This is a genomic window from Pseudomonas nicosulfuronedens (genome assembly GCF_005877905.1).
GTDB lineage: Bacteria > Pseudomonadota > Gammaproteobacteria > Pseudomonadales > Pseudomonadaceae > Pseudomonas > Pseudomonas nicosulfuronedens.
On the sequence record NZ_SWDV01000011.1, the window covers coordinates 112003 to 130003 of the forward strand.

Consider the following 18001-nt stretch of genomic DNA (forward strand, 5'->3'; position numbering starts at 1 on the left):
CGAGGACACCCGTGAATCGCAGAATCAAAGATGACGTCGAACTGACTTTCGCCATGGGGCCGAAAGAGAAGCCGCATCACCTCAAGCGCTCTCTGAAACCGCGCCATCTGAACATGATCGCCATCGGCGGCTCCATCGGCACCGGGTTGTTCGTCGCCTCCGGCAGTACCATCGCCACGGCGGGACCGGGCGGCGCGCTATTGGCCTATGCACTGATCGGGTTGATGGTGTTCTTCCTCATGACCAGCCTCGGCGAGCTGGCCGCTTACATCCCAGATTCCGGCTCGTTCTGCACTTATGGCAGCCGTTTCATCGACGATGGCTTCGGTTTCGCCATGGGTTGGAACTATTGGTACAACTGGGCGGTAACCATCGCTGCGGAGCTGGTGGCGGCGCAGCTGGTGATGAAGTTCTGGTTCCCGGAAGTCTCGGGCATGTACTGGAGCGCCGGTTTCCTCGGCATCATGTTCATGCTCAACTTCTTCTCGGTGAAGGGCTTCGGCGAGAGCGAGTTCTGGTTCGCGCTGATCAAGGTCGTCGCGGTCGTGGTGTTCATCGGCATTGGCCTGGCCAGCATCATCGGCATCATGCACGGCATCGACAGCCCCGGTTTCAGCAACTTCACCACCGGTGACGCACCCTTTGTCGGCGGCCTGCAGGCGATGATCGGGGTGGCAATGATCGCCGGCTTCTCGTTCCAGGGTACCGAGCTGATCGGCGTCGCTGCAGGCGAGTCGGAGAACCCGCAGAAGTCCATTCCCATCGCAATCCGCCAGGTGTTCTGGCGAATCCTCATGTTCTACATTCTGTCGATCTTCGTCATCGGCATGCTGATTCCCTACACCGATCCGAACCTGCTCAAGACCGACAGCAGCGACATCAGCACCTCGCCCTTCACCCTGCTGTTCGAGCGCGCGGGCCTTGCTGCCGCGGCGGGCGTGATGAACGCGGTGATCCTCTCGGCGATCCTCTCCGCGGGCAACTCGGGCATGTACGCCTCGACCCGGATGCTCTACACCATGGCCACCCAGGGCAAGGCGCCGCGCCTGTTCACCCAGGTGTCCGAAAGCGGCGTGCCGCGCTATGCCCTCTACGCCACCACGCTGATCGGCGCGCTGTGCTTCCTCACCAGCTTCATCGGCGACAAGACCGTCTACACCTGGCTGCTCAACGCCTCGGGCATGTGCGGCTTCATCGTCTGGCTGGGCATCGCCGTGTCGCACTACCGTTTCCGCAAGGGCTTCGTGTTGCAGGGCGGCAACCTCAACGACCTGCCCTACCGCGCCAAGTGGTTCCCCTTCGGCCCGCTGTTCGCCTTCGTCCTCTGCCTGATCATCACCCTGGGGCAGAACTACCAGGCCTTTGTCGGCGAGCACGTGGACTGGGCTGGCCTGATCGCCACCTACATCACCATCCCGCTGTTCCTCGCCATCTGGCTGGGGTATCGCTTCAAGAACAAGACCCGCTTCATCCGCTACGAAGACATGGACATTCGCCCCACCCGCGACTGATCCGACGCGCAGGCTTGCCCAAGTCCCAGGACTTGGGCAGAATGCGCCCCGTCCTAGGGGAGTAGTCTCCCGCGAGCGCCCTGCTCGCCCGGTACGCGTCAACACACTTGGTCCGCAGACCATGGCGCGTACGATCCAGGCCTGCAGCGTTCAGGCCGGGGTTTGACAAGACCTATGACACGAGCAACCTGACCCGGGGCGGGCAGGTGGCGCGTGTCATGGTGATTAGTCGACCCGCCCCCTTAGGAAGTCTGATGGAATCCCTCTTCGTCCCAACCCTGATCGTTGCCCTCGCGGAAATCGGCGACAAGACGCAACTGCTCGCCCTCGTCCTCGCCGCGCGCTTCCGCAAGCCCTGGCCGATCATCGCCGGGATCATCGCCGCCACCCTGGCCAACCACTTCGCCGCCGGCGCCGTTGGCAGCTGGGTCGCCTCGTTCTTCTCGGAAAGCACGCTGAGCTGGGTACTGGCCGTGTGCTTCCTGGCGGTCGCTGGCTGGACCCTGATTCCGGACAAGCTGGATGACGACGAAGAGGGCTCGCTGAAGAAGTTCGGCCCCTTCCTCACCACCCTGATCGCCTTCTTCCTCGCCGAGATGGGCGACAAGACCCAGGTCGCCACCGTGATGCTGGCCGCGCAGTACCCGCATTTCTGGCTGGTAGTCATCGGCACCACCCTGGGCATGCTGATCGCCAACGTGCCGGTAGTGCTGGCCGGCAACTTCGCCGCCGAGCGCCTGCCGCTGAACCTGATCCGCCGCCTGGCCGCCGCCGCCTTCGCCATCCTCGGCCTGGCCGCGATCTACCATGCGCTGAAGCTCTCCGGGGTGTTCTGACCGGCCGCTTTTCGTTGGGAGGCTGGCGCGCCGGCCAATGCCTGTGTATCGATGGCGATACACAGTGGTGTTTCCGCCTCCCACGACAAAGGATGTCGCCATGCCGGAAAAAGACCTGAAGAAAGTCGCCCGCCATCACATCGACCTCGCCTGGAACAAGGGACACCTGGCACTGGTCGAGCAATTGCACAGCCCGGACTTCATCTACAAGAGCGCCTTCACCGCCCAGCCGCTGGACAATGCCGGCTACCGGGCGCTGGTGGAGGAGATCCGCAGTGGCATGGAGGACCTGGAAGTGGCCGTGGAGGAATGCATCCGCGAGGGCAACAAGGTCTTCACCTGGAGCACCCTGATGGGCAGCATCGCCCGCCCGGTGCTGGGTTATCCGGTCAGCGATCGTATCGTCAGCATCTCGGCCATGGGCTTCTGGGTATTCAACAGCCAGGATCAGGTGCAGGAACTGTGCACCTTGTTCGACATGGAAAGTTTCCGCGCGCAAATGGGATTGCCCAACCGGCCCTTCGCCGAGAAAGCATTGCCCTGACAGAAAACCTGACCCAGCAAAAAGCCCGGACTCCGCCGGGCTTTCTGCTTTCTGTAGGAGCGCGCCATGCGCGCGATCGCGGGCATGGCCGTCCTACACGTTGAGCTTTGTAGGATGGGTGGAGCGAAGCGATACCCATGCTGTCCATGCACAACATTGATGGGTATCGCTGCGCTCCACCCATCCTACGAGTTGCCAATCAGAGGTAATCGTTGGCGTGGAACCAGGAAATGGCCCGCTCCAGCGTGTCCTCCAGCGGCACATGGGACTCGAAGCCCAGCTCCTCGCGCGCCTTGCGGCCGTCGAGGAACTGCCCACCGGCCATGACCTCGATGGCGGTGTCGTCCAGCAGCGGCATCTTGCCGGTCAGGCGGTAGCGCCAGCGGCCCAGTGTCGCCAGCGCGCGGGCGCGATGTAGCGGCATCGGAGTCGGCGCCGGCTTGCCCAGCAGCTTGGCGATGGTGGCGGTCAGCTCGCCCATCTCGATGTTGTGCCCGGTAAGCAGGTAGCGCTCGCCGACTCGACCGCGCTCAAGTGCCGTGAGCAGTCCGCGTCCGGCCTCGGAAGCATCGATGACGTTCCGCCGGCCCGGCACGTAGTGCAGCATCTCGTCGCGGCCGATGGCGGTGATCAGGCGCCCGGTGGTCGGGCCGATGTCCAGCTCGCCCAGCACCATGCCGGGAATCCCGATGACCACCGGCAGGCCGCCACGAGCCTGCTCGCGCGCCTGTTCGTCCAGCGCCCACTTGCACATCACGTAGGCGCTCTTGCCGGTGGGCAGCCCTTCGTAGAACAGCCCCTCATGCCCCGGCAGCCCCTGCGGGTGCGAGGGCATGGCGAAAGCCGAGCCGACGTAGAGGATGCGCGGCACCCTGGCCTGCAGGCAGGCGGCGTAGAAATGATTGGTCAGGTCCAGTGCGCTGGCCACCTCCTCCTGCCAGCGACGCGGGCGCACCGGGTAGTAGCCGGCGCTGAAGATCACCGCGTCCAGCCCGCTGAGCGCGCGGGCCATGCCCTGATGATCGAAGAGTTCGGCTACCCGGCACTCAGGCTCGAGGTAGGCCAGGCGCTGGATCTGCGACGAGGGTCGGTGGATCAGCACCAGCTGGTGGCCGGCCGCCTTGATCGCGCGGGCGGCGTGGTGGCCCAGGAGCCCGGTGGCTCCGAGTACAGCGATTTTCACGGGTGCTCCCTGTTCACTGGATAAAGCGGCGCAACCTTACGCCGCTCCTGGCCGTTCGAGAGAATCACGAACCACTGCTGAAAAACCATTGCTCAGCGGGTCTTGGCCTGCTCGTAGAGCGGCATGACCTTCGGGATGGCGGCCTGCAGGTTGGCCATCCGCGTGCTGTCCGCCGGGTGGGTGCTGAGGATTTCCGGCGGAGCGTCGCCTCCGGCCTGGCCCATCTTCTGCCACAAGGTAATGGCGGCGTTGGGGTTATAGCCGGCTCGCGCCGCCAATTCCAGACCTATCAGATCGGCTTCGTTCTCATTCTGCCGGCTGTTGGGCAGGGTCATGCTGTATTCGACGACCTGGTGGGCAAGGTCCACGCTGGTCTGGCCCAGGCCCAGCAACTGGCCGCCCAGGCCAAGGCCGACCTGTTCGGCATAGGCGCGGGACATCGCCTCGCGGCCGTGCTCGCGCAGGGCATGGGCGATCTCGTGGCCCATCACCGCGGCGAGTTCGTCGTCGGTCAGCTTCAGCTTATCGATCAGCCCGGTGTAGACGATGATCTTGCCGCCCGGACCGCAGTTGGCATTGAGCTCATCGCTCTGGATCACGTTGACTTCCCACTTCCACGAGGGCGCATCCTGGCGGAAGGCGCCGGTCTGCGGAATCAGGCGGTCGGCGATGGCCTTCACACGCTTGGCATCACTGCTGCTGGCATCCAGCTTGCCGGCCTGGGAGGCCTCGCTGAGGGTCTGCTGGTAGGACTGCGCATACATCTGGTCGACCTGCGCGCTGGACAGCATGCTGAACATGGTCTGTTTGCGCTCAACGCCGACAACGCCGCCGCTGGTGGTATTCACCTGCTGGCAAGCGGTCAGCATCAGCGCGGCGGCAAGGCCGGCAATACGGAAAACTCTGGGCATGTTGCTCTCCCGAAACAATGCAATCTCCCACGGACAGCGCGCATGGTAGGCCCACCCCCGATGCCCGGCAACTGGCAGGAAACAGCCGGCGCAGCAGTAACTTACGAAACCGCACCGACGCATCGGGAGGTGCCATGGGGCGCCTGTCGCGGCGTACACGGTGCGCGGCATCACGCCTGTGATCCACACCCGCGAGGTAGCCGCAGCCGGCGGCTGATTTCACTCCCGGAGAGGGATATCGAGGCGCTCGCTGCAACCGAATAATTTCATTTTGACATCACATGCTAGACCTCCCGGTCAGCGCCGACAATCCTGCGACAAGCGGCACACAGCCGCGTTACAAGCCTTTACAACGACCGCCTAAGGAATTTCCACGGTCCTGCCGATACAGATAGACACGCAGGCCTCTGGCGCATTCCGGGTACCCGTATGAAATTCAAGTCGATCCAGTTTTCCGTGGTGGCGCTGGCCGGTGCCAGCGTTCTGGCAGTGGTCGCAGCGCTGGTGCTCTACGCGCTGTTCGCCGGTTCGCGGACCCAGGCGCTGGTGCAGGAGCGCACCCAGGCCTTGCTCGAGCAGGTGATCAACGAACGCCTGGTGGCCATGGCCCGCGGCCAGGTCGCGCAGATCCAGCGTGAACTGGAATATCCCCTCACCGTCGCCCGCGACCTGGCCAATACCAACGCCCTGCTCGACGAGACGGACGCCAACGGCCAGCCCGTGCTGGGGATCGGCCGAGCCGGCATGTCCAACCTGCTGCGCCAGACCGTGGCGCAGAACCCCAAGCTGCTCGACGCCTTCGCCGGCTGGGAGCCCAACGCCTTCGCCGGCAACGACAGCCAGTACTCGGGCCTGCCCGGCTACGACGCCAGCGGCCGCTTCATGCCCTGGTGGTACCGCAAGGATGGTGGCCTGACCGTGGAAGCCATGGGCGACACCCTGGAAAGCCAGAAGATGCAGCCCACCGGCGTGCGTGAAGGTGAGTACTACCTGTGCCCGAAAGAAAAGCACCAGCCCTGCATCATCGACCCGGCGCCCTATGAAATGGGCGGCAAGATGGTGCTGATGTCCTCGTTCAACGCGCCGATCATGGTCAAGGGCCAGTTCAAGGGCACCGTCGGCGTGGACCTGTCGCTGGACTTCATCCAGGACCTGCTCAAGACCGCCGACAGCCAGCTCTACGACGGCGCCGGCGAGATGGCGCTGATCTCCACCAACGGCCGCCTGGTGGCCTACACCAAGGACCCGGCCAAGCTCGGCGAATCCGCCAGCAGCGTGCTGGACGCCAATGAAGTGGCCAACCTGGCCAAGCTCACCCTCGACCAGCCGCTGACCTCGGTGGACAAGGAGCACGGCCACATCGAGCTGTTCCTGCCCTTCACCATCGCCGACTCCGGCGCGCGCTGGACGCTGATGCTGCAACTGCCGCAGGAAGCCGTGCTGGGCGACCTGAACCAGCTGCAGAGCGACCTGAAATCCCAGCGCGACAGCGATACCCTCGGCATGACCCTGGTGGGCCTGCTGATCGCCGGCATCGGCCTCGCCGTCATCTGGCTGGTCGGCCACGGCATCGCCCGCCCGCTGCGCCAGCTGGTCGGCATGCTCGACGACATCGCCCAGGGCGAAGGCGACCTGACCCGCCGTCTGACCAGCGACCGCGCCGACGAACTGGGCTCCATCGCCAAGGGCTTCAACACCTTCCTGGTCAAGCTGCAGGGGATGATCGGCCAGGTGGTAACCTCGGTGCAGCACGTCAGCGACTCCTCCGAGCACACGGCCGACATCGCCATCCGCACCAACCAGGGCGTGCAGAAACAGCTGGCGGAAATCGAATTGGTGGCCACCGCGGTCCACGAGATGACCGCCACCGCCCAGGACGTGGCGCGCAACGCCACCCATGCCGCCGAAGCCGCCAACCACGCCGACCAGGCCGCGCACCACGGCAAGCGCATCGTTGAGAGCAGCTCCACGGCGATCCAGGCGCTGGCCAGCGAGATCGGCCGCGCCGTGGGCGTGGTGCAGTCGCTGGCCCGCGACAGCGAGAACATCAACGCGATCCTGGTGGCCATCCGCGGCATCGCCGAGCAGACCAACCTGCTGGCGCTCAACGCCGCCATCGAGGCCGCCCGTGCCGGTGAGCAGGGCCGCGGCTTCGCAGTGGTCGCCGACGAAGTACGCAACCTGGCGCAGAAGACCCAGCAGGCCACCGAGGAAATCCAGTCGATGATCCAGCAGCTGCAGAACGGCACCCGCGAAGTGGTGCACGTGATGCAGCAGAGCCAGGACAAGACCGAGGACAGCGTGCGCCACGCCAGCGAAGCAGCCCAGGCGCTGGAGTCGATCACCCAGGCGGTGTCGGTGATCAACGACATGAACACCCAGATCGCCAGCGCCGCCGAGGAGCAGAGCGCAGTGGCCGAGGACATCAACCGCAACGTCAGCAACATCGGCATGGTTGCCAACCAGGTGGCCGGCGGCGCCGACGAAGCCTCCCAGGCCAGCGCCGAGCTGACCAAGCTGGCGGAGCAGCAGCGCCGGCTGGTGAATCAGTTCAAGGTGTAGGTCCAGCGCCGCGTACTGTTCCCGTCGGAGCAACTGTCTTCGTCTGAAAGGCCGTGCCAGGGCGCCTCCTCACCCCATCCCTCTCTCGGAGGGAGAGGGGGCAGATCGCGCCGGCTGATGCCATGGCTTCATCCTGCACCGAACGATCCCCTCTCCCGCTTGCGGGAGAGGGCTAGGGTGAGGGGCTCTTGATCTTGTGGGGGGCGACGTCAGGCGGGGGTGAGACACTCCGGCCCGTTGCAGGTCGGATCATTGATGAAGTTCGCCAGCGCCTGCTCGCGCAGCCGCGCCTGGGGCAATTGCAGCAGTTCGAGCAACCGCGCCGAGGGCGTCTCGTTCGACAGCCATTGCGCCTGCTCGGCAGCATCGAGGATCAGTGGGCGACGCATGCCGCCCGCGTCCTGGGTGAGCATCGCCACGCTGTAATAGGTGTGGCCCTCCACCGGATACGCCTCCCACACCCCCGCAAAGCAGATCAGCCCGCCACCGGAAATCCAGTGCGGCCGCTTGCGCACGCCGCGCCACTCGTAGAAGCCGTTGGCCGGCAGCAGGCAGCGGCGCAGGGCAAAGGCGTCACGGAACATCGGCTGTTCGGCGATGGTCTCCGTGCGGGCATGGGCCGGGGTTCGCGACAGGTCCTTCAGCCAGGCCGGCGTCAGGCCCCAGCGTGCGAGGTCGGCATGGCGCGCGCTGCTCTCTTCGCGCAGCATCAACACGCGGGCGCCGGGCGCAATACTCCACTGCGGCTGCAGGTCGGCGGGGAAGCCGGCGCTGTCGGCCAGCTCGCGGTTCCAGCGGAACAGGGCATAGCGGCTGGTCATCGGGACTCGTTGATGGAATTCAGCAAAGCAGGACGCCAGGGCCGCCTTCGTGATCGTGAGCGGGCCCCGGCAGGGGTTGCGCGGCATTGTACGCGGCGATCAGCTCCCGCGCCCGCTCGGCCACGTCATCCTCCACCCACAGGTGCAGCAGGCCCATGCCCGGCAGCTCGCCGATACCGCCGACAAGGTGGCGTCCGCCCAGGTGCGACGAAATGCCCTCGTTGGCCAGCATGCCGCTCAGCAGTTCGGCTTCGATCAGGTCGGCGGGTGCGTAGATTCGCTGCATCAATCGTCCTCGCGCTGAACGTCCAGGGTCCATTCCACCCCATCGGTGTGGAGCTGGAACAGGATCGGCCGGCAACAAACCGGGCAATCTTCATAGTAGCTCTGGTCGCCCCCGGAAAGGTCGAGCACGGCCTCGGCCGGCTCGCCGCAATAGGGACAGGAATAGGCCTGACTTTCGAGCATCGCTGGTTCCCCCGTGACTTCCGTTTATAATCGCGCGGTCTTTTTGGGTGCCCGCCAGGCCGGTGAGTCGGCGGCATACCCTTCCGGACCGTCTACTTCGCGGTTCCGACCCGTGATACCCCCAGAATTCATAGAGAGCATGATGGGCGAGTTCGAAGCCATCCGACCGTACAACGACGCCGAAGTCCCGGCTGTCCTGCAGCGCCTGCTGAGCGATGACGCCTTCCTCGGCGCGCTGGCGCGTTACCGTTTCCCGCGTCTATCCGGCCCGTTCGGCTGGCTGCTCAGACCTCTTATAGCCCATCGGCTGGCCCGCGAAGTCACTGGCATCCGCAGTGTCGTCGCGCTGCAGGACAAGTTCGAGCCGTACGTCGACCGGACCATCGAGCACGCCACCGACGGTGTTACCTATTCGGGCGTCGAACGCCTGAAGTCCGGCCGCGCCTACCTGTTCATCGCCAACCACCGCGACATCGTGATGGACCCGGCCTTCTGCAACTACGCGATCTTCCACGCCAAGCTGCCGACGCCGCGCATCGCCATCGGCGACAACCTACTGCAGAAGCCCTTCGTCAGCGACCTGATGCGCCTGAACAAGAGCTTCATCGTGCACCGCTCCATCAGCGGTCGCCGCGAGAAGCTGGCGGCGTACCAGAACCTCTCGGCCTACATCAATCATTCGATCTGCCAGGACGTCCAGTCGATCTGGATCGCCCAGGCCGAGGGCCGCGCCAAGGACGGTAACGATCGCACCGACTCGGCGATCCTCAAGATGTTCCACATGAGCCGCAAGGACGAGCCGTTCGCCGAGGTGATCCGCGAGCTGCACCTGATCCCGGTGTCCATCAGCTACGAATACGACCCCTGCGACGCCGCCAAGGCCCGCGAGCTGTTCACCCGCGCCACCACCGGCGAGTACAAGAAGGCGCCAGGCGAGGACGACCGCAGCATCGTGCAGGGCATCACCGGCTACAAGGGCCGGGTGCACATCAACTTCGGCGAAGAGATCACCGGCGACTTCGCCGACGCCAAGCAGCTCGCCGCCGAACTGGACCGGCAGATCCTCGGCAATTACCGCTTGTTCCCGGTGCACTACCTCGCCTACGAGGCCTCCGAGCTGCGCGACGCCGCACTGAACGTGCCGCGCGCCCAGACCCTGTTCAAGGCCGAGGAACTGCAGCGTGCGCGCACCGAATGGGAGCGTCGCCTGGGCGAATGCCCCGCCGAGCAGCGCGGCCACCTGATCCTGCAGTACGCCAACCCGGTGTTGAACCAGTACCGGCTCAAGCAGCCGGCATGAAAAAAGGCGCCCTCGGGCGCCTTTTTTCTTCTCGTCGGTTATTGGCCGAGCTGCGTGCTGTACCAGCTCACCGCCATGGCCAGGGCCATGCAGGCGAAACCGAAACGGTAGAAGAAGCGGTTCATCCGCGCGGTCGGCTCGACGCTGTCCAGCGGCACCGGCGCGACTTCACTCTCAGCCGCCAGGCGTGCCAGGGCGAGGCGTTCGCGGCGGCGGGTCGCCAGCAGCAGCCAGCCTCCGGCCAGGGCGAAGAACAGGGCCAGGTCATTCACGATACGACCAGGATGGGCCTGGAAAAGACTCCAGAGCGCCTGCAGCGACATCACAACCTCCGCTTCAGAACTGCACACCATCGACTTCGAAGCAAAGCGGGGGTCAGTCTGGACGAACGGGCATGGCCCGTCATGGATGAGAAACAATCGACGCGCATTTTATCCGCTGGCCCACCCTCGCAGCCAGCGCGCAACGCTTATTTACGACGAGCGTAAGAGTTATCGAGAAATGGTCTAAGACCTCTCCCGCGCCCTGGCACGTTGCTGGCTTGAACGAATTCTGCAAACCCGGTCTTTCGCCAAGGAGATTCGCCATGCTCGACATCGTCCCCCACGAAAATGCCTACCTGATCGAACACCTCGAAGAAATCGAGGCCGTGGTCGTCGAACTCTCGTTCAACGTCCAGGACGACCACTGGCTGGTCTACACCCAGGCCTGCGGCCACGAGCACCTGGACCTGCCGGAAGCCGACGAGCGCATGCGCCTGGTCGAGGTCGACCCGTACCGCCAGGCCGCCTGATCGCTGCGCTTCAGACGCCCATGAAAAAGCCCGGCATTGACCGGGCTTTTTTCTGTCCGAACAGATCGATCAGCGCTGGTTCAGCGTCTGGCCAATGGTCGGGTCCTTGAACACGCGAGTCAGCGCGTCGCTGAGCACTTCGCTCACCAGCTTGGTGTTGGTCGCCTGGTTGGGCGCCATGCCGAAACGCTGGTTGGTCGAGGCTCCGTAGCGGCCGCTGTAACGGCGGGTACCGCTCTGCACGTCAGCGCGGAAGGTAGCGCCGATGTCGGCCTCGGTGACGTACATGCCTTCCTTGGGCGACTGGTACTTCAGCTCGGCCAGGGTCAGGGTCAATTGCGGCGCGTTGTAGGCGTTGGCCGACGGGGTGAAGCCCAGCAGGCGCACGGCGGTCTCAGCCTGCAGCTGCAGCTTGGGGATCACGTCTTCGCTGCGCACGGTCAGCTGGCTGGTTTCCGAATACAGGCCACCACGGGTACCCAGCGCGGTGCTCGGGCGACCGTCGACGACTTTCACCACTACCGGCTGGCCCTGGCCAACGGCGGCGACAGGCCCCTTGAACTCGGGGGTCGGGTTGAGTTGTTGCGGGCTGAGGGCGCAGCCGGTCAAGGTCAGGCTGGCGGCAGCGATAAAGCCGAGCAACAGGCGAGGCAGCATGCTCATCTCTCCATGGGGTAAGCGATGGCCGGCAGTATACCGGCGGGCAGCGCGGTCAGATAGCGCTTGGCCATTGGACGCGGAACCCGTTCTCAGGGTTCCCTCGCCGCGCGTCGATAGGCCGCCTTGACCCAGCTGGAGGCAAGACGCACCGGGAGGGGGCACAAATGGGGAATCAAGGGGTACACACTAGGAAAAAAGTCTAAGGTGCAGAGCTTTTTTTTGTGTTTCGCCGTTATAATCGCCCCCCGATTATAAGGACGCCTCCTGGTCGGGCCCCGCACGATGCCGACACACCGTGTCTCGCCTCTGCCACCCCTCAAAGAGAGTCGCCACTCGCCTCGGTCACTGGCCGTCGCGCTTTGTACGTTCGTTGCGCAGAACTTGGCAAGGATGCAGCCGCCCCCTCCGCACGGAGACCGGACCGGCCCGCGACGACGATCCCCTTTGAGCTTCACGCCTCCAAAAGAGCGTGATCGAAGGTTTTTCACTACTTCACGAGAGTGTGGCGAGCAATGAAGAGTTTTGCGTTGGTAGCACCATTGACGTCTGACCCCGCAGCACTGAATCGCTTTTTCGGCACCGGAAGCCGCGCATAAGCGCCACTCCCCGATGCACTTGCGGATGACTTGTCCGTCCGTGGATTGCCGAGAAGGTGCGCATTCCCCTCCTCCGATCCCGGCCCGAGACATTCGCGAAAGGTCTTTTGACCTGAGAAGAATTCGGACAATTGTTTTGCGCAGTGGGCGCGAAACCTCTGTCACAACTGGCTGCTGATAGTTTTGGAGACGCGTTAATGGCGCAGAACGAAATCGAATCGATGGACGTGCTGCTGGTCGGCGCCGGCATCATGAGCGCAACCCTGGCTGTCCTGCTCAAGGAAGTCGATCCGGGCGTGAAGCTCGAGATCGTCGAACTGCAGGAATCCGGAGCCATCGAGAGTTCCAACCCGTGGAACAACGCCGGTACCGGTCACGCCGGCCTCTGCGAGCTGAACTACACCCCGCAGGCGGCCGACGGCTCGATCGACATCAAGAAGGCGGTGAACATCAACGCCCAGTTCGAGGTGTCCAAGCAGTTCTGGGCCTACCTGACCGGGAAGGACGCCTTCGGCGCACCGCGCAACTTCATCAACCCCGTTCCGCACATGAGCTTCGTGCGTGGCAAGGACATTCCGTTCCTGAAGAAGCGCCATGAGCTGCTCAGCCAGCACCATGCCTTCACCTCGATGGAATACACCGAGGACCGCGCGAAGATCGCCGACTGGGCCCCGCTGACCATCCCTGGCCGACCGGCCGACGAGCAGGTCGCGATGACCCGCGTGGAAAGCGGCACCGACGTCAACTTCGGCGCCCTGACCAACCAGCTGCTGGGCTACCTTTCCAGCCGCGAAGGCAGCGAAGTCCGCTACTTCCAGAAGGTCGTGGGCCTCGAACGCTCCGGCGACGGCTGGCTGGTGGACATCAAGAACACCCAGACCGGCGAAGCGCGCAAGGTCAAGGCGAAGTTCGTCTTCCTCGGCGCCGGTGGCGGCGCTCTGCCGCTGCTGCAGATGTCCGGCATTCCGGAAAGCAAGGGCTTCGGCGGCTTCCCGGTGAGCGGCCAGTGGCTGCGTTGCGACAACCCGGAAGTGGTCAAGCACCACCAGGCCAAGGTCTACAGCCAGGCCGAAGTGGGCGCCCCGCCGATGTCCGTGCCGCACCTGGACACCCGCGTGGTCGAGGGCAAGACCTCCCTGCTGTTCGGCCCCTACGCCGGCTTCTCCACCAAGTTCCTGCGTCACGGTTCGTTCCTCGACCTGCCGCTCTCGGTGCGCACCAGCAACCTGCTGCCGATGCTCGCCGTAGCTCGCGACAACATGGACCTCACCCGCTACCTGGTGAAGGAAGTCATGCAGTCCATGGACCAGCGCATCGAAGCCCTGCGCAAGTTCTACCCGGAACTGAACCCGGCCGACTGGCGCCTCGAAACCGCTGGCCAGCGCGTGCAGATCATCAAGAAGGACCCGAAGAAAGGCGGCATCCTGCAGTTCGGTACCGAACTGGTGGCGGCCCAGGACGGTAGCATCGCCGCCCTGCTCGGCGCCTCCCCGGGTGCTTCGGTCACCGTCTCGATCATGCTGGGCCTGCTGGAGCGCTGCTTCCCCGAGCGCTACAAGTCGGCCGAGTGGACCGCGAAGCTCAAGGAGATCTTCCCGGCCCGCGAGAAGCAGCTGGAAACCGACGCCGCGGTATACCGCGAAGTCAACCAGATGACCGCCGACCGTCTGCAGATCGTCGCCGCGTCCTGAGTGCTGCACTCCTGAAAAAGCCCGCCATCCGGCGGGCTTTTTCGTTTCTGCCGATTCAATGACAGCTCACCATCCAGCCGACGCCGAAGCGGTCGGTGAGCATGCCGAAACGTTGGGCCCAGAAGGTCTTTTCCAACGGCATCTCGACTCGCCCCTCATCCGCCAACGCGGCAAACGCCTTTTCCGCCGCCACGACGCTGCGCAGCGTCAGGTGCAGGGAGAAGCCATTGAAAGCGGCGTTATGCTCGCCACGACCGTCGGACAGGAAAACCTCCGTCTCGCCGATCTGCAGGCTGGCGTGCATCACCTTGTCCAGCCAGCCATCGGGTACTGGCGACGGGCCCGGCGCCTCCTCGAAGCGCATCATTGCGCCGAGCTGGGCACCCACCGCATGCTGGTAGAAGGCAATAGCCTCATCGGCACGACCATGGAAAAACAGATAGGGCTGTACTTGCACGGCTTCATCCTCGCCTTGTCGTTATCGTTCTGAGGGAAAGTCTAGGCGGGGATTCGACGAGGGTCCGGCGAGTCTGTTCGTAGGATGGGGGGAGCGCAGCGATACCCATGCCGTTCGCAGCTCGGAAGTGATGGGTATCGCTTCGCTCCACGCCATCCTACATGGAGTTTTCCCGCTGAGTTCCCGAACAAAAAAGCCCGCACAAGGCGGGCTTTTCGGCGAATCGAAAGGATCAGCCGCGAGCAGCCTTGATCACCTCGATGTAGGGCTCGGCCTGGCGCTGGTCCTGGATCAGGGCAACGAAGTCCTTGCCTTGTGCATCCTTGGCAGACAGGTCGTAACCGGCTTCGACGAAGAAGCCAACAAAGCGCTCGAAGTCGTCGATGCGCAGGCCACGGTAGGCCTTGACCAGCTTGTGCAGGGACGCCGGGGTGTCGTCGGCCGGCTCCACGTCGAGGAACAGCTTGATCTCGGCGTCGTCGATTTCTTCGCCAATCACCTGCTTCTTGTCTTTACGCATCGCTCGCTTCTCTCTACGGCTGTCTCGGGGATCGCGGCCCGCATCGGCTCAGGCCGGGCACCACGGGTCGGGCAGTTTAACCCTGCGCAGGGCGCGGCTCAACGCGCACGCACCGCGCCGGTATGCAGGTCGGCCCAGATATGGCCGTTGCCGTAGGTGAGGAACTGCACGTAGACGGTGCCGTTGCGCAGCAGGTCGAGCAGTTGTGGATAAGCGGCCTGCGGGTAATACAGGCTGAGCACCCGGGTCTTCTCGTCGTAGGCCGGTTTCTTCAGGCTCTTGCCCTCGGCGTCGAAGCTGATGACCACCTGGCTGATCTGCGCGCCCTTGCTCAGAGGCTTGCCCTTGAGGCGCAGCAGCGACGGCGTGGTGATCGGAATCGGCTGCTGGTTGGACTGGCGCTGGTTGCCCAGCACCACACTGTACTCGGTGACCTGCAGCAGTTGCTGTTGCTCCGGCTCACCCTGGCGCAGGCCGGCGTCGTCCGGTGGCAGGAACTGGCTGTGCATCGGCGCGGCAACGGCCCCGACGGCAAAACCGAGAGGTAGGCAGAACAGCAGCGCCAGCACGGCGCCCGGCATGCGAACGGACATCATCACCTCCGCGGGACAGGGCCGAGCACTCTAGCACGCGCCCGAAGCGCCAAGACAGGCGCTCATGGCAAGCCCGGCGATACATTGATAGCCTTCAAAGCAACACCCCCAATACATCGCCACTCACGAATCGAAAACCGCCATGCTGCACAACGTCTCCGACCTCGACCTGCGCCTGCTGCGCATCTTCGCCTGCGTGGTGCGCTGTGGCGGCTTCTCCGCCGCACAGGGCGAGTTGGGCATGGGCCAGTCGACCATCAGCACGCACATCGCCAGCCTGGAAACGCGCCTGGGCTACCGCCTGTGCGAACGTGGCAAGAGCGGTTTTCGCCTGACCGAGAAAGGCGAGCGGGTGCTGGACTACGCGCAGAACCTGTTCGCCGCGCTGGGCGACTTCCGCGACCAGGTGCAGTCCCTCGCCGGGCGCCTGGTCGGCGAGTTGCACCTGGGCCTGGCCGACAATATCGCCACCCTGCCCGATGCACGCATCCACCAGACCCTGGCGCGCTTCAACCGCCGCGACCAGGACGTGCGCCTGCATTTCCTCATCGAATCCTCCAGCGAACTGGAGCGCCTGGTACTCAGCGGCCGCCTGCACCTGGCCATTGCCTGCTTCAGCCGGCGCCTGCCGAACCTGCGCTACGAGCCGCTGTACCACGAGCGAGTCGCGGTGTTCTGCGGGCGCGAGCATCCGTTGTTCGACAAGCCAGTGAGGAACGCGGGAGAGCTGGAGAGCTGCGACTGGATTCAGCACGGCTATGCAGTGGCCGACGTGCAGTTGCCGGCCGACCCGCAACGCAGCACGGCCTTCGCCCAGCACATGGAGGCAGTGCTCCACGCCGTGCGCGCGGGCACTCACCTGGGCTACCTGCCCACGCACTATGCCGAGCGCTGGGTGGAACAGGGCGAGATGCGCGCGCTGCTGCCGGACAGCCTCGGCTACGGCATCACCCACAGCCTGGTGGTACGCGACGAGCCGGGGCATAACGAAGCGCTCCAGGCGCTGGTCGAGGACCTGCGCCTGGAGCACGGGGTGGCGCCGATCAGCGCGGCGCGGTGATGTGCTTGATGTCGAAGAACGCGGACAACCCCCAAGGGCCTAGCTCGCGGCCGATGCCGCTGCGCTTGCCGCCGCCCCAGGAGGTCTGCGGGAACACCACCTGCGGCGAGTTCAGCCAGACGTTGCCAGCCTCCAGGCTCTCGGCAACGCGCTGGGCGCGCTCAAGATCGGCGCTGCACACGGTGGCGGCCAGGGCGAAGTCGCTGTCGTTGGCCTGACGCAGGGCATCCGCTTCATCACTGAAGGTGCGCACGCACAGTACCGGGCCGAAGATTTCCTCGCGCCACAGGCGGCTGTCCGCCGGTACGTCGGTGTAGACGGTCGGCTGGATGAACCAACCCTCGGCCGCTTCGCCGCCAGTCAGACAGGCCAGGCCTTCGTCACGAGCCACCGCGAAATAGTCGAGCACCTTGCGGTACTGCGCTTCGCTGGTCATCGGGCCCATGTCGGTCTCACCCTGTAGCGAATCCCCCACACGCAGGCCTTCCACCGCGACTTTCAGCTTCGCCAGCAGCGGCTGGGCGATGGATTTCTGCACCAGCAGGCGCGAGGTGGCGGAGCACATCTGTCCGGCGTTCCAGTAGACGCCGGCGATGATCCACTGCACGGCTTCGTCCAGGCCGCAGTCCTCGAACACCAGGATCGGCGACTTGCCACCCAGCTCCAGGCCGACCGGCAGGGTGCGAGCGGCGGCAGCTTCCATGACCTTGCGGCCGACAACGTTGCTGCCGGTGAAGGACAGCTTGGCGATGCCCGGATGGCTGCATAGGGCAGCACCGGCATCGGCCAGGCCCGGCACCAGGTTCAGCACGCCGGCCGGCAGACCGATGGCGTCGGCGATCTCGCCCAGCACCAGTTCGATCAGCGGGGTGATTTCCGAGGGTTTGAGCACCACGGTGCAGCCCGCCGCCAGGGCCGGCGCGACTTTCCAGGCGCTGGTCACCAGCGGGAAGTTCCACGGCACGATCAGGCCGACCACGCCGATGGGCTCGAAGCGGGTCTGCGAGCGGTAACCGGCGTCCGGCAGGGCCACTTCGGCGTTCTGCCGGGCGTCCAGCTGGTCGGCCAGTTCGGCGTAGTAGGCGAAGGTGGCAATGGCGTCACTGATGTCGATTTCGGCTTCCAGACGCGGCTTGCCGCTGGCCTGCATCTGCAGGGTGATCAGCGTTTCACTGCGGGCTTCGAGCTGCTCGGCGAAAGCCCGCAGGTAACCGGCGCGTTGGGCGGCACTGGTCAGTTTCCAGTCGGTGAAGGCGCGCTTGGCAGCAGCGACGGCGCGCTCCACGTCGGATACACCGGCGCAGGCAACTTCCGGCAGCGCCTCACGGGAGGCGGGAGCGATCGGGCGCAGGACGGCGCCGCTGTCGGCGGCCTGCCATTGGCCATCGATATAAAGGAGACGGGACATGCGAACCTCGGACGGTTGTCTGGTGAGGGGCGCAGGATAGGCGGGGCATGCATCGGCAAAAATGCGTTCTTACCCATGCATACATCG

At 64.8% G+C, this 18001-nt stretch carries 19 protein-coding genes and 1 riboswitch; of the genes, 8 read left to right on the forward strand and 11 right to left on the reverse strand.

Annotation, left to right across the window (positions count from 1 at the left end):
• Positions 1–53 precede the first annotated feature (53 nt).
• The 3 genes from FAS41_RS11175 (at position 54) to FAS41_RS11185 (ending at position 2891) form a co-directional block, all read left to right on the forward strand.
• Positions 54–1511, forward strand: coding sequence for an amino acid permease (locus FAS41_RS11175; RefSeq protein ID WP_138522387.1), 1458 nt, complete (start codon positions 54–56; stop codon positions 1509–1511).
• 44 nt (positions 1512–1555) lie between these two features.
• A riboswitch (yybP-ykoY riboswitch) is annotated at positions 1556–1675 on the forward strand.
• A 90-nt stretch (positions 1676–1765) separates the two neighbouring features.
• The gene (locus FAS41_RS11180) at positions 1766–2347 is read left to right on the forward strand and encodes a TMEM165/GDT1 family protein (RefSeq protein ID WP_138522165.1); all 582 of its coding nucleotides are present in this window, start codon (positions 1766–1768) and stop codon (positions 2345–2347) included.
• A 100-nt stretch (positions 2348–2447) separates the two neighbouring features.
• A complete protein-coding gene (locus FAS41_RS11185) occupies positions 2448–2891 on the forward strand; it encodes a ketosteroid isomerase-related protein (protein ID WP_138522167.1) in 444 nt (147 codons plus the stop codon).
• Between the two features lie 199 nt (positions 2892–3090).
• On the opposite strand, the gene FAS41_RS11190 is transcribed toward FAS41_RS11185, so the two are convergent.
• Positions 3091–4074, reverse strand: coding sequence for an NAD-dependent epimerase/dehydratase family protein (locus tag FAS41_RS11190; RefSeq protein WP_138522169.1), 984 nt, complete (start codon positions 4072–4074; stop codon positions 3091–3093).
• A 92-nt stretch (positions 4075–4166) separates the two neighbouring features.
• Entirely contained in the window at positions 4167–4985 is an 819-nt protein-coding gene (locus tag FAS41_RS11195) for a M48 family metallopeptidase (protein WP_138522171.1), read from the reverse strand.
• Between the two features lie 429 nt (positions 4986–5414).
• Here FAS41_RS11195 and FAS41_RS11200 point away from each other — a divergent pair, with 429 nt between their 5' ends.
• A complete protein-coding gene (locus FAS41_RS11200; RefSeq protein WP_138522173.1) occupies positions 5415–7547 on the forward strand; it encodes a methyl-accepting chemotaxis protein in 2133 nt (710 codons plus the stop codon).
• A 209-nt stretch (positions 7548–7756) separates the two neighbouring features.
• On the opposite strand, the gene FAS41_RS11205 is transcribed toward FAS41_RS11200, so the two are convergent.
• Genes FAS41_RS11205 through FAS41_RS11215 form a run of 3 tightly spaced genes read right to left on the reverse strand, consistent with a single transcriptional unit; the run spans position 7757 to position 8836 of the window.
• Positions 7757–8368, reverse strand: a complete 612-nt coding sequence (locus FAS41_RS11205; RefSeq protein WP_138522175.1) for an SOS response-associated peptidase — start codon at positions 8366–8368, stop codon at positions 7757–7759.
• A gap of 19 nt (positions 8369–8387) precedes the next feature.
• On the reverse strand, positions 8388–8654 hold the full coding sequence (locus FAS41_RS11210; protein WP_138522177.1) for a putative signal transducing protein: 267 nt from the start codon (positions 8652–8654) through the stop codon (positions 8388–8390).
• Positions 8654–8836, reverse strand: coding sequence for a CPXCG motif-containing cysteine-rich protein (locus FAS41_RS11215; protein WP_138522179.1), 183 nt, complete (start codon positions 8834–8836; stop codon positions 8654–8656). Before FAS41_RS11215 ends, FAS41_RS11210 begins: the two co-directional genes overlap by 1 nt.
• Before the next feature lie 139 nt (positions 8837–8975).
• Here FAS41_RS11215 and FAS41_RS11220 point away from each other — a divergent pair, with 139 nt between their 5' ends.
• On the forward strand, positions 8976–10136 hold the full coding sequence (locus FAS41_RS11220) for a 1-acyl-sn-glycerol-3-phosphate acyltransferase (protein ID WP_138522181.1): 1161 nt from the start codon (positions 8976–8978) through the stop codon (positions 10134–10136).
• A gap of 38 nt (positions 10137–10174) precedes the next feature.
• Here the strand turns inward: FAS41_RS11220 and FAS41_RS11225 are convergent, their stop codons facing one another.
• Positions 10175–10459 (reverse strand): hypothetical protein, encoded by a 285-nt coding sequence (locus FAS41_RS11225; protein WP_138522183.1) that lies wholly within the window; start codon positions 10457–10459, stop codon positions 10175–10177.
• Between the two features lie 263 nt (positions 10460–10722).
• Here FAS41_RS11225 and FAS41_RS11230 point away from each other — a divergent pair, with 263 nt between their 5' ends.
• Positions 10723–10929, forward strand: a complete 207-nt coding sequence (locus FAS41_RS11230) for a hypothetical protein (protein WP_138522185.1) — start codon at positions 10723–10725, stop codon at positions 10927–10929.
• Between the two features lie 69 nt (positions 10930–10998).
• Here FAS41_RS11230 and FAS41_RS11235 read toward each other — a convergent pair whose 3' ends face one another.
• Positions 10999–11586 (reverse strand): YajG family lipoprotein, encoded by a 588-nt coding sequence (locus FAS41_RS11235; protein ID WP_017519726.1) that lies wholly within the window; start codon positions 11584–11586, stop codon positions 10999–11001.
• A 796-nt stretch (positions 11587–12382) separates the two neighbouring features.
• On the opposite strand from FAS41_RS11235, the gene mqo reads away from it, so the two are divergent.
• Positions 12383–13876, forward strand: a complete 1494-nt coding sequence (mqo, locus tag FAS41_RS11240) for a malate dehydrogenase (quinone) (RefSeq protein ID WP_138522187.1) — start codon at positions 12383–12385, stop codon at positions 13874–13876.
• Positions 13877–13931: 55 nt separating this feature from the next.
• On the opposite strand, the gene FAS41_RS11245 is transcribed toward mqo, so the two are convergent.
• The 3 genes from FAS41_RS11245 to FAS41_RS11255 all read right to left on the reverse strand — a co-directional run bounded on the left by FAS41_RS11245 (position 13932) and on the right by FAS41_RS11255 (position 15362).
• Complete coding sequence (locus tag FAS41_RS11245; protein WP_138522189.1) at positions 13932–14333, reverse strand: VOC family protein; 402 nt, start codon at positions 14331–14333, stop codon at positions 13932–13934.
• 232 nt (positions 14334–14565) lie between these two features.
• The gene (locus tag FAS41_RS11250) at positions 14566–14853 is read right to left on the reverse strand and encodes a PA4642 family protein (protein ID WP_054908634.1); all 288 of its coding nucleotides are present in this window, start codon (positions 14851–14853) and stop codon (positions 14566–14568) included.
• Between the two features lie 98 nt (positions 14854–14951).
• Complete coding sequence (locus FAS41_RS11255; protein ID WP_425049008.1) at positions 14952–15362, reverse strand: hypothetical protein; 411 nt, start codon at positions 15360–15362, stop codon at positions 14952–14954.
• Between the two features lie 226 nt (positions 15363–15588).
• Between FAS41_RS11255 and FAS41_RS11260 the strand changes: the two genes are divergently transcribed.
• Entirely contained in the window at positions 15589–16506 is a 918-nt protein-coding gene (locus FAS41_RS11260) for a LysR family transcriptional regulator (RefSeq protein ID WP_138522193.1), read from the forward strand.
• Here the strand turns inward: FAS41_RS11260 and FAS41_RS11265 are convergent.
• Complete coding sequence (locus tag FAS41_RS11265; protein ID WP_138522195.1) at positions 16490–17914, reverse strand: aldehyde dehydrogenase family protein; 1425 nt, start codon at positions 17912–17914, stop codon at positions 16490–16492. The genes FAS41_RS11260 and FAS41_RS11265 overlap by 17 nt on opposite strands.
• Positions 17915–18001 lie beyond the last annotated feature (87 nt).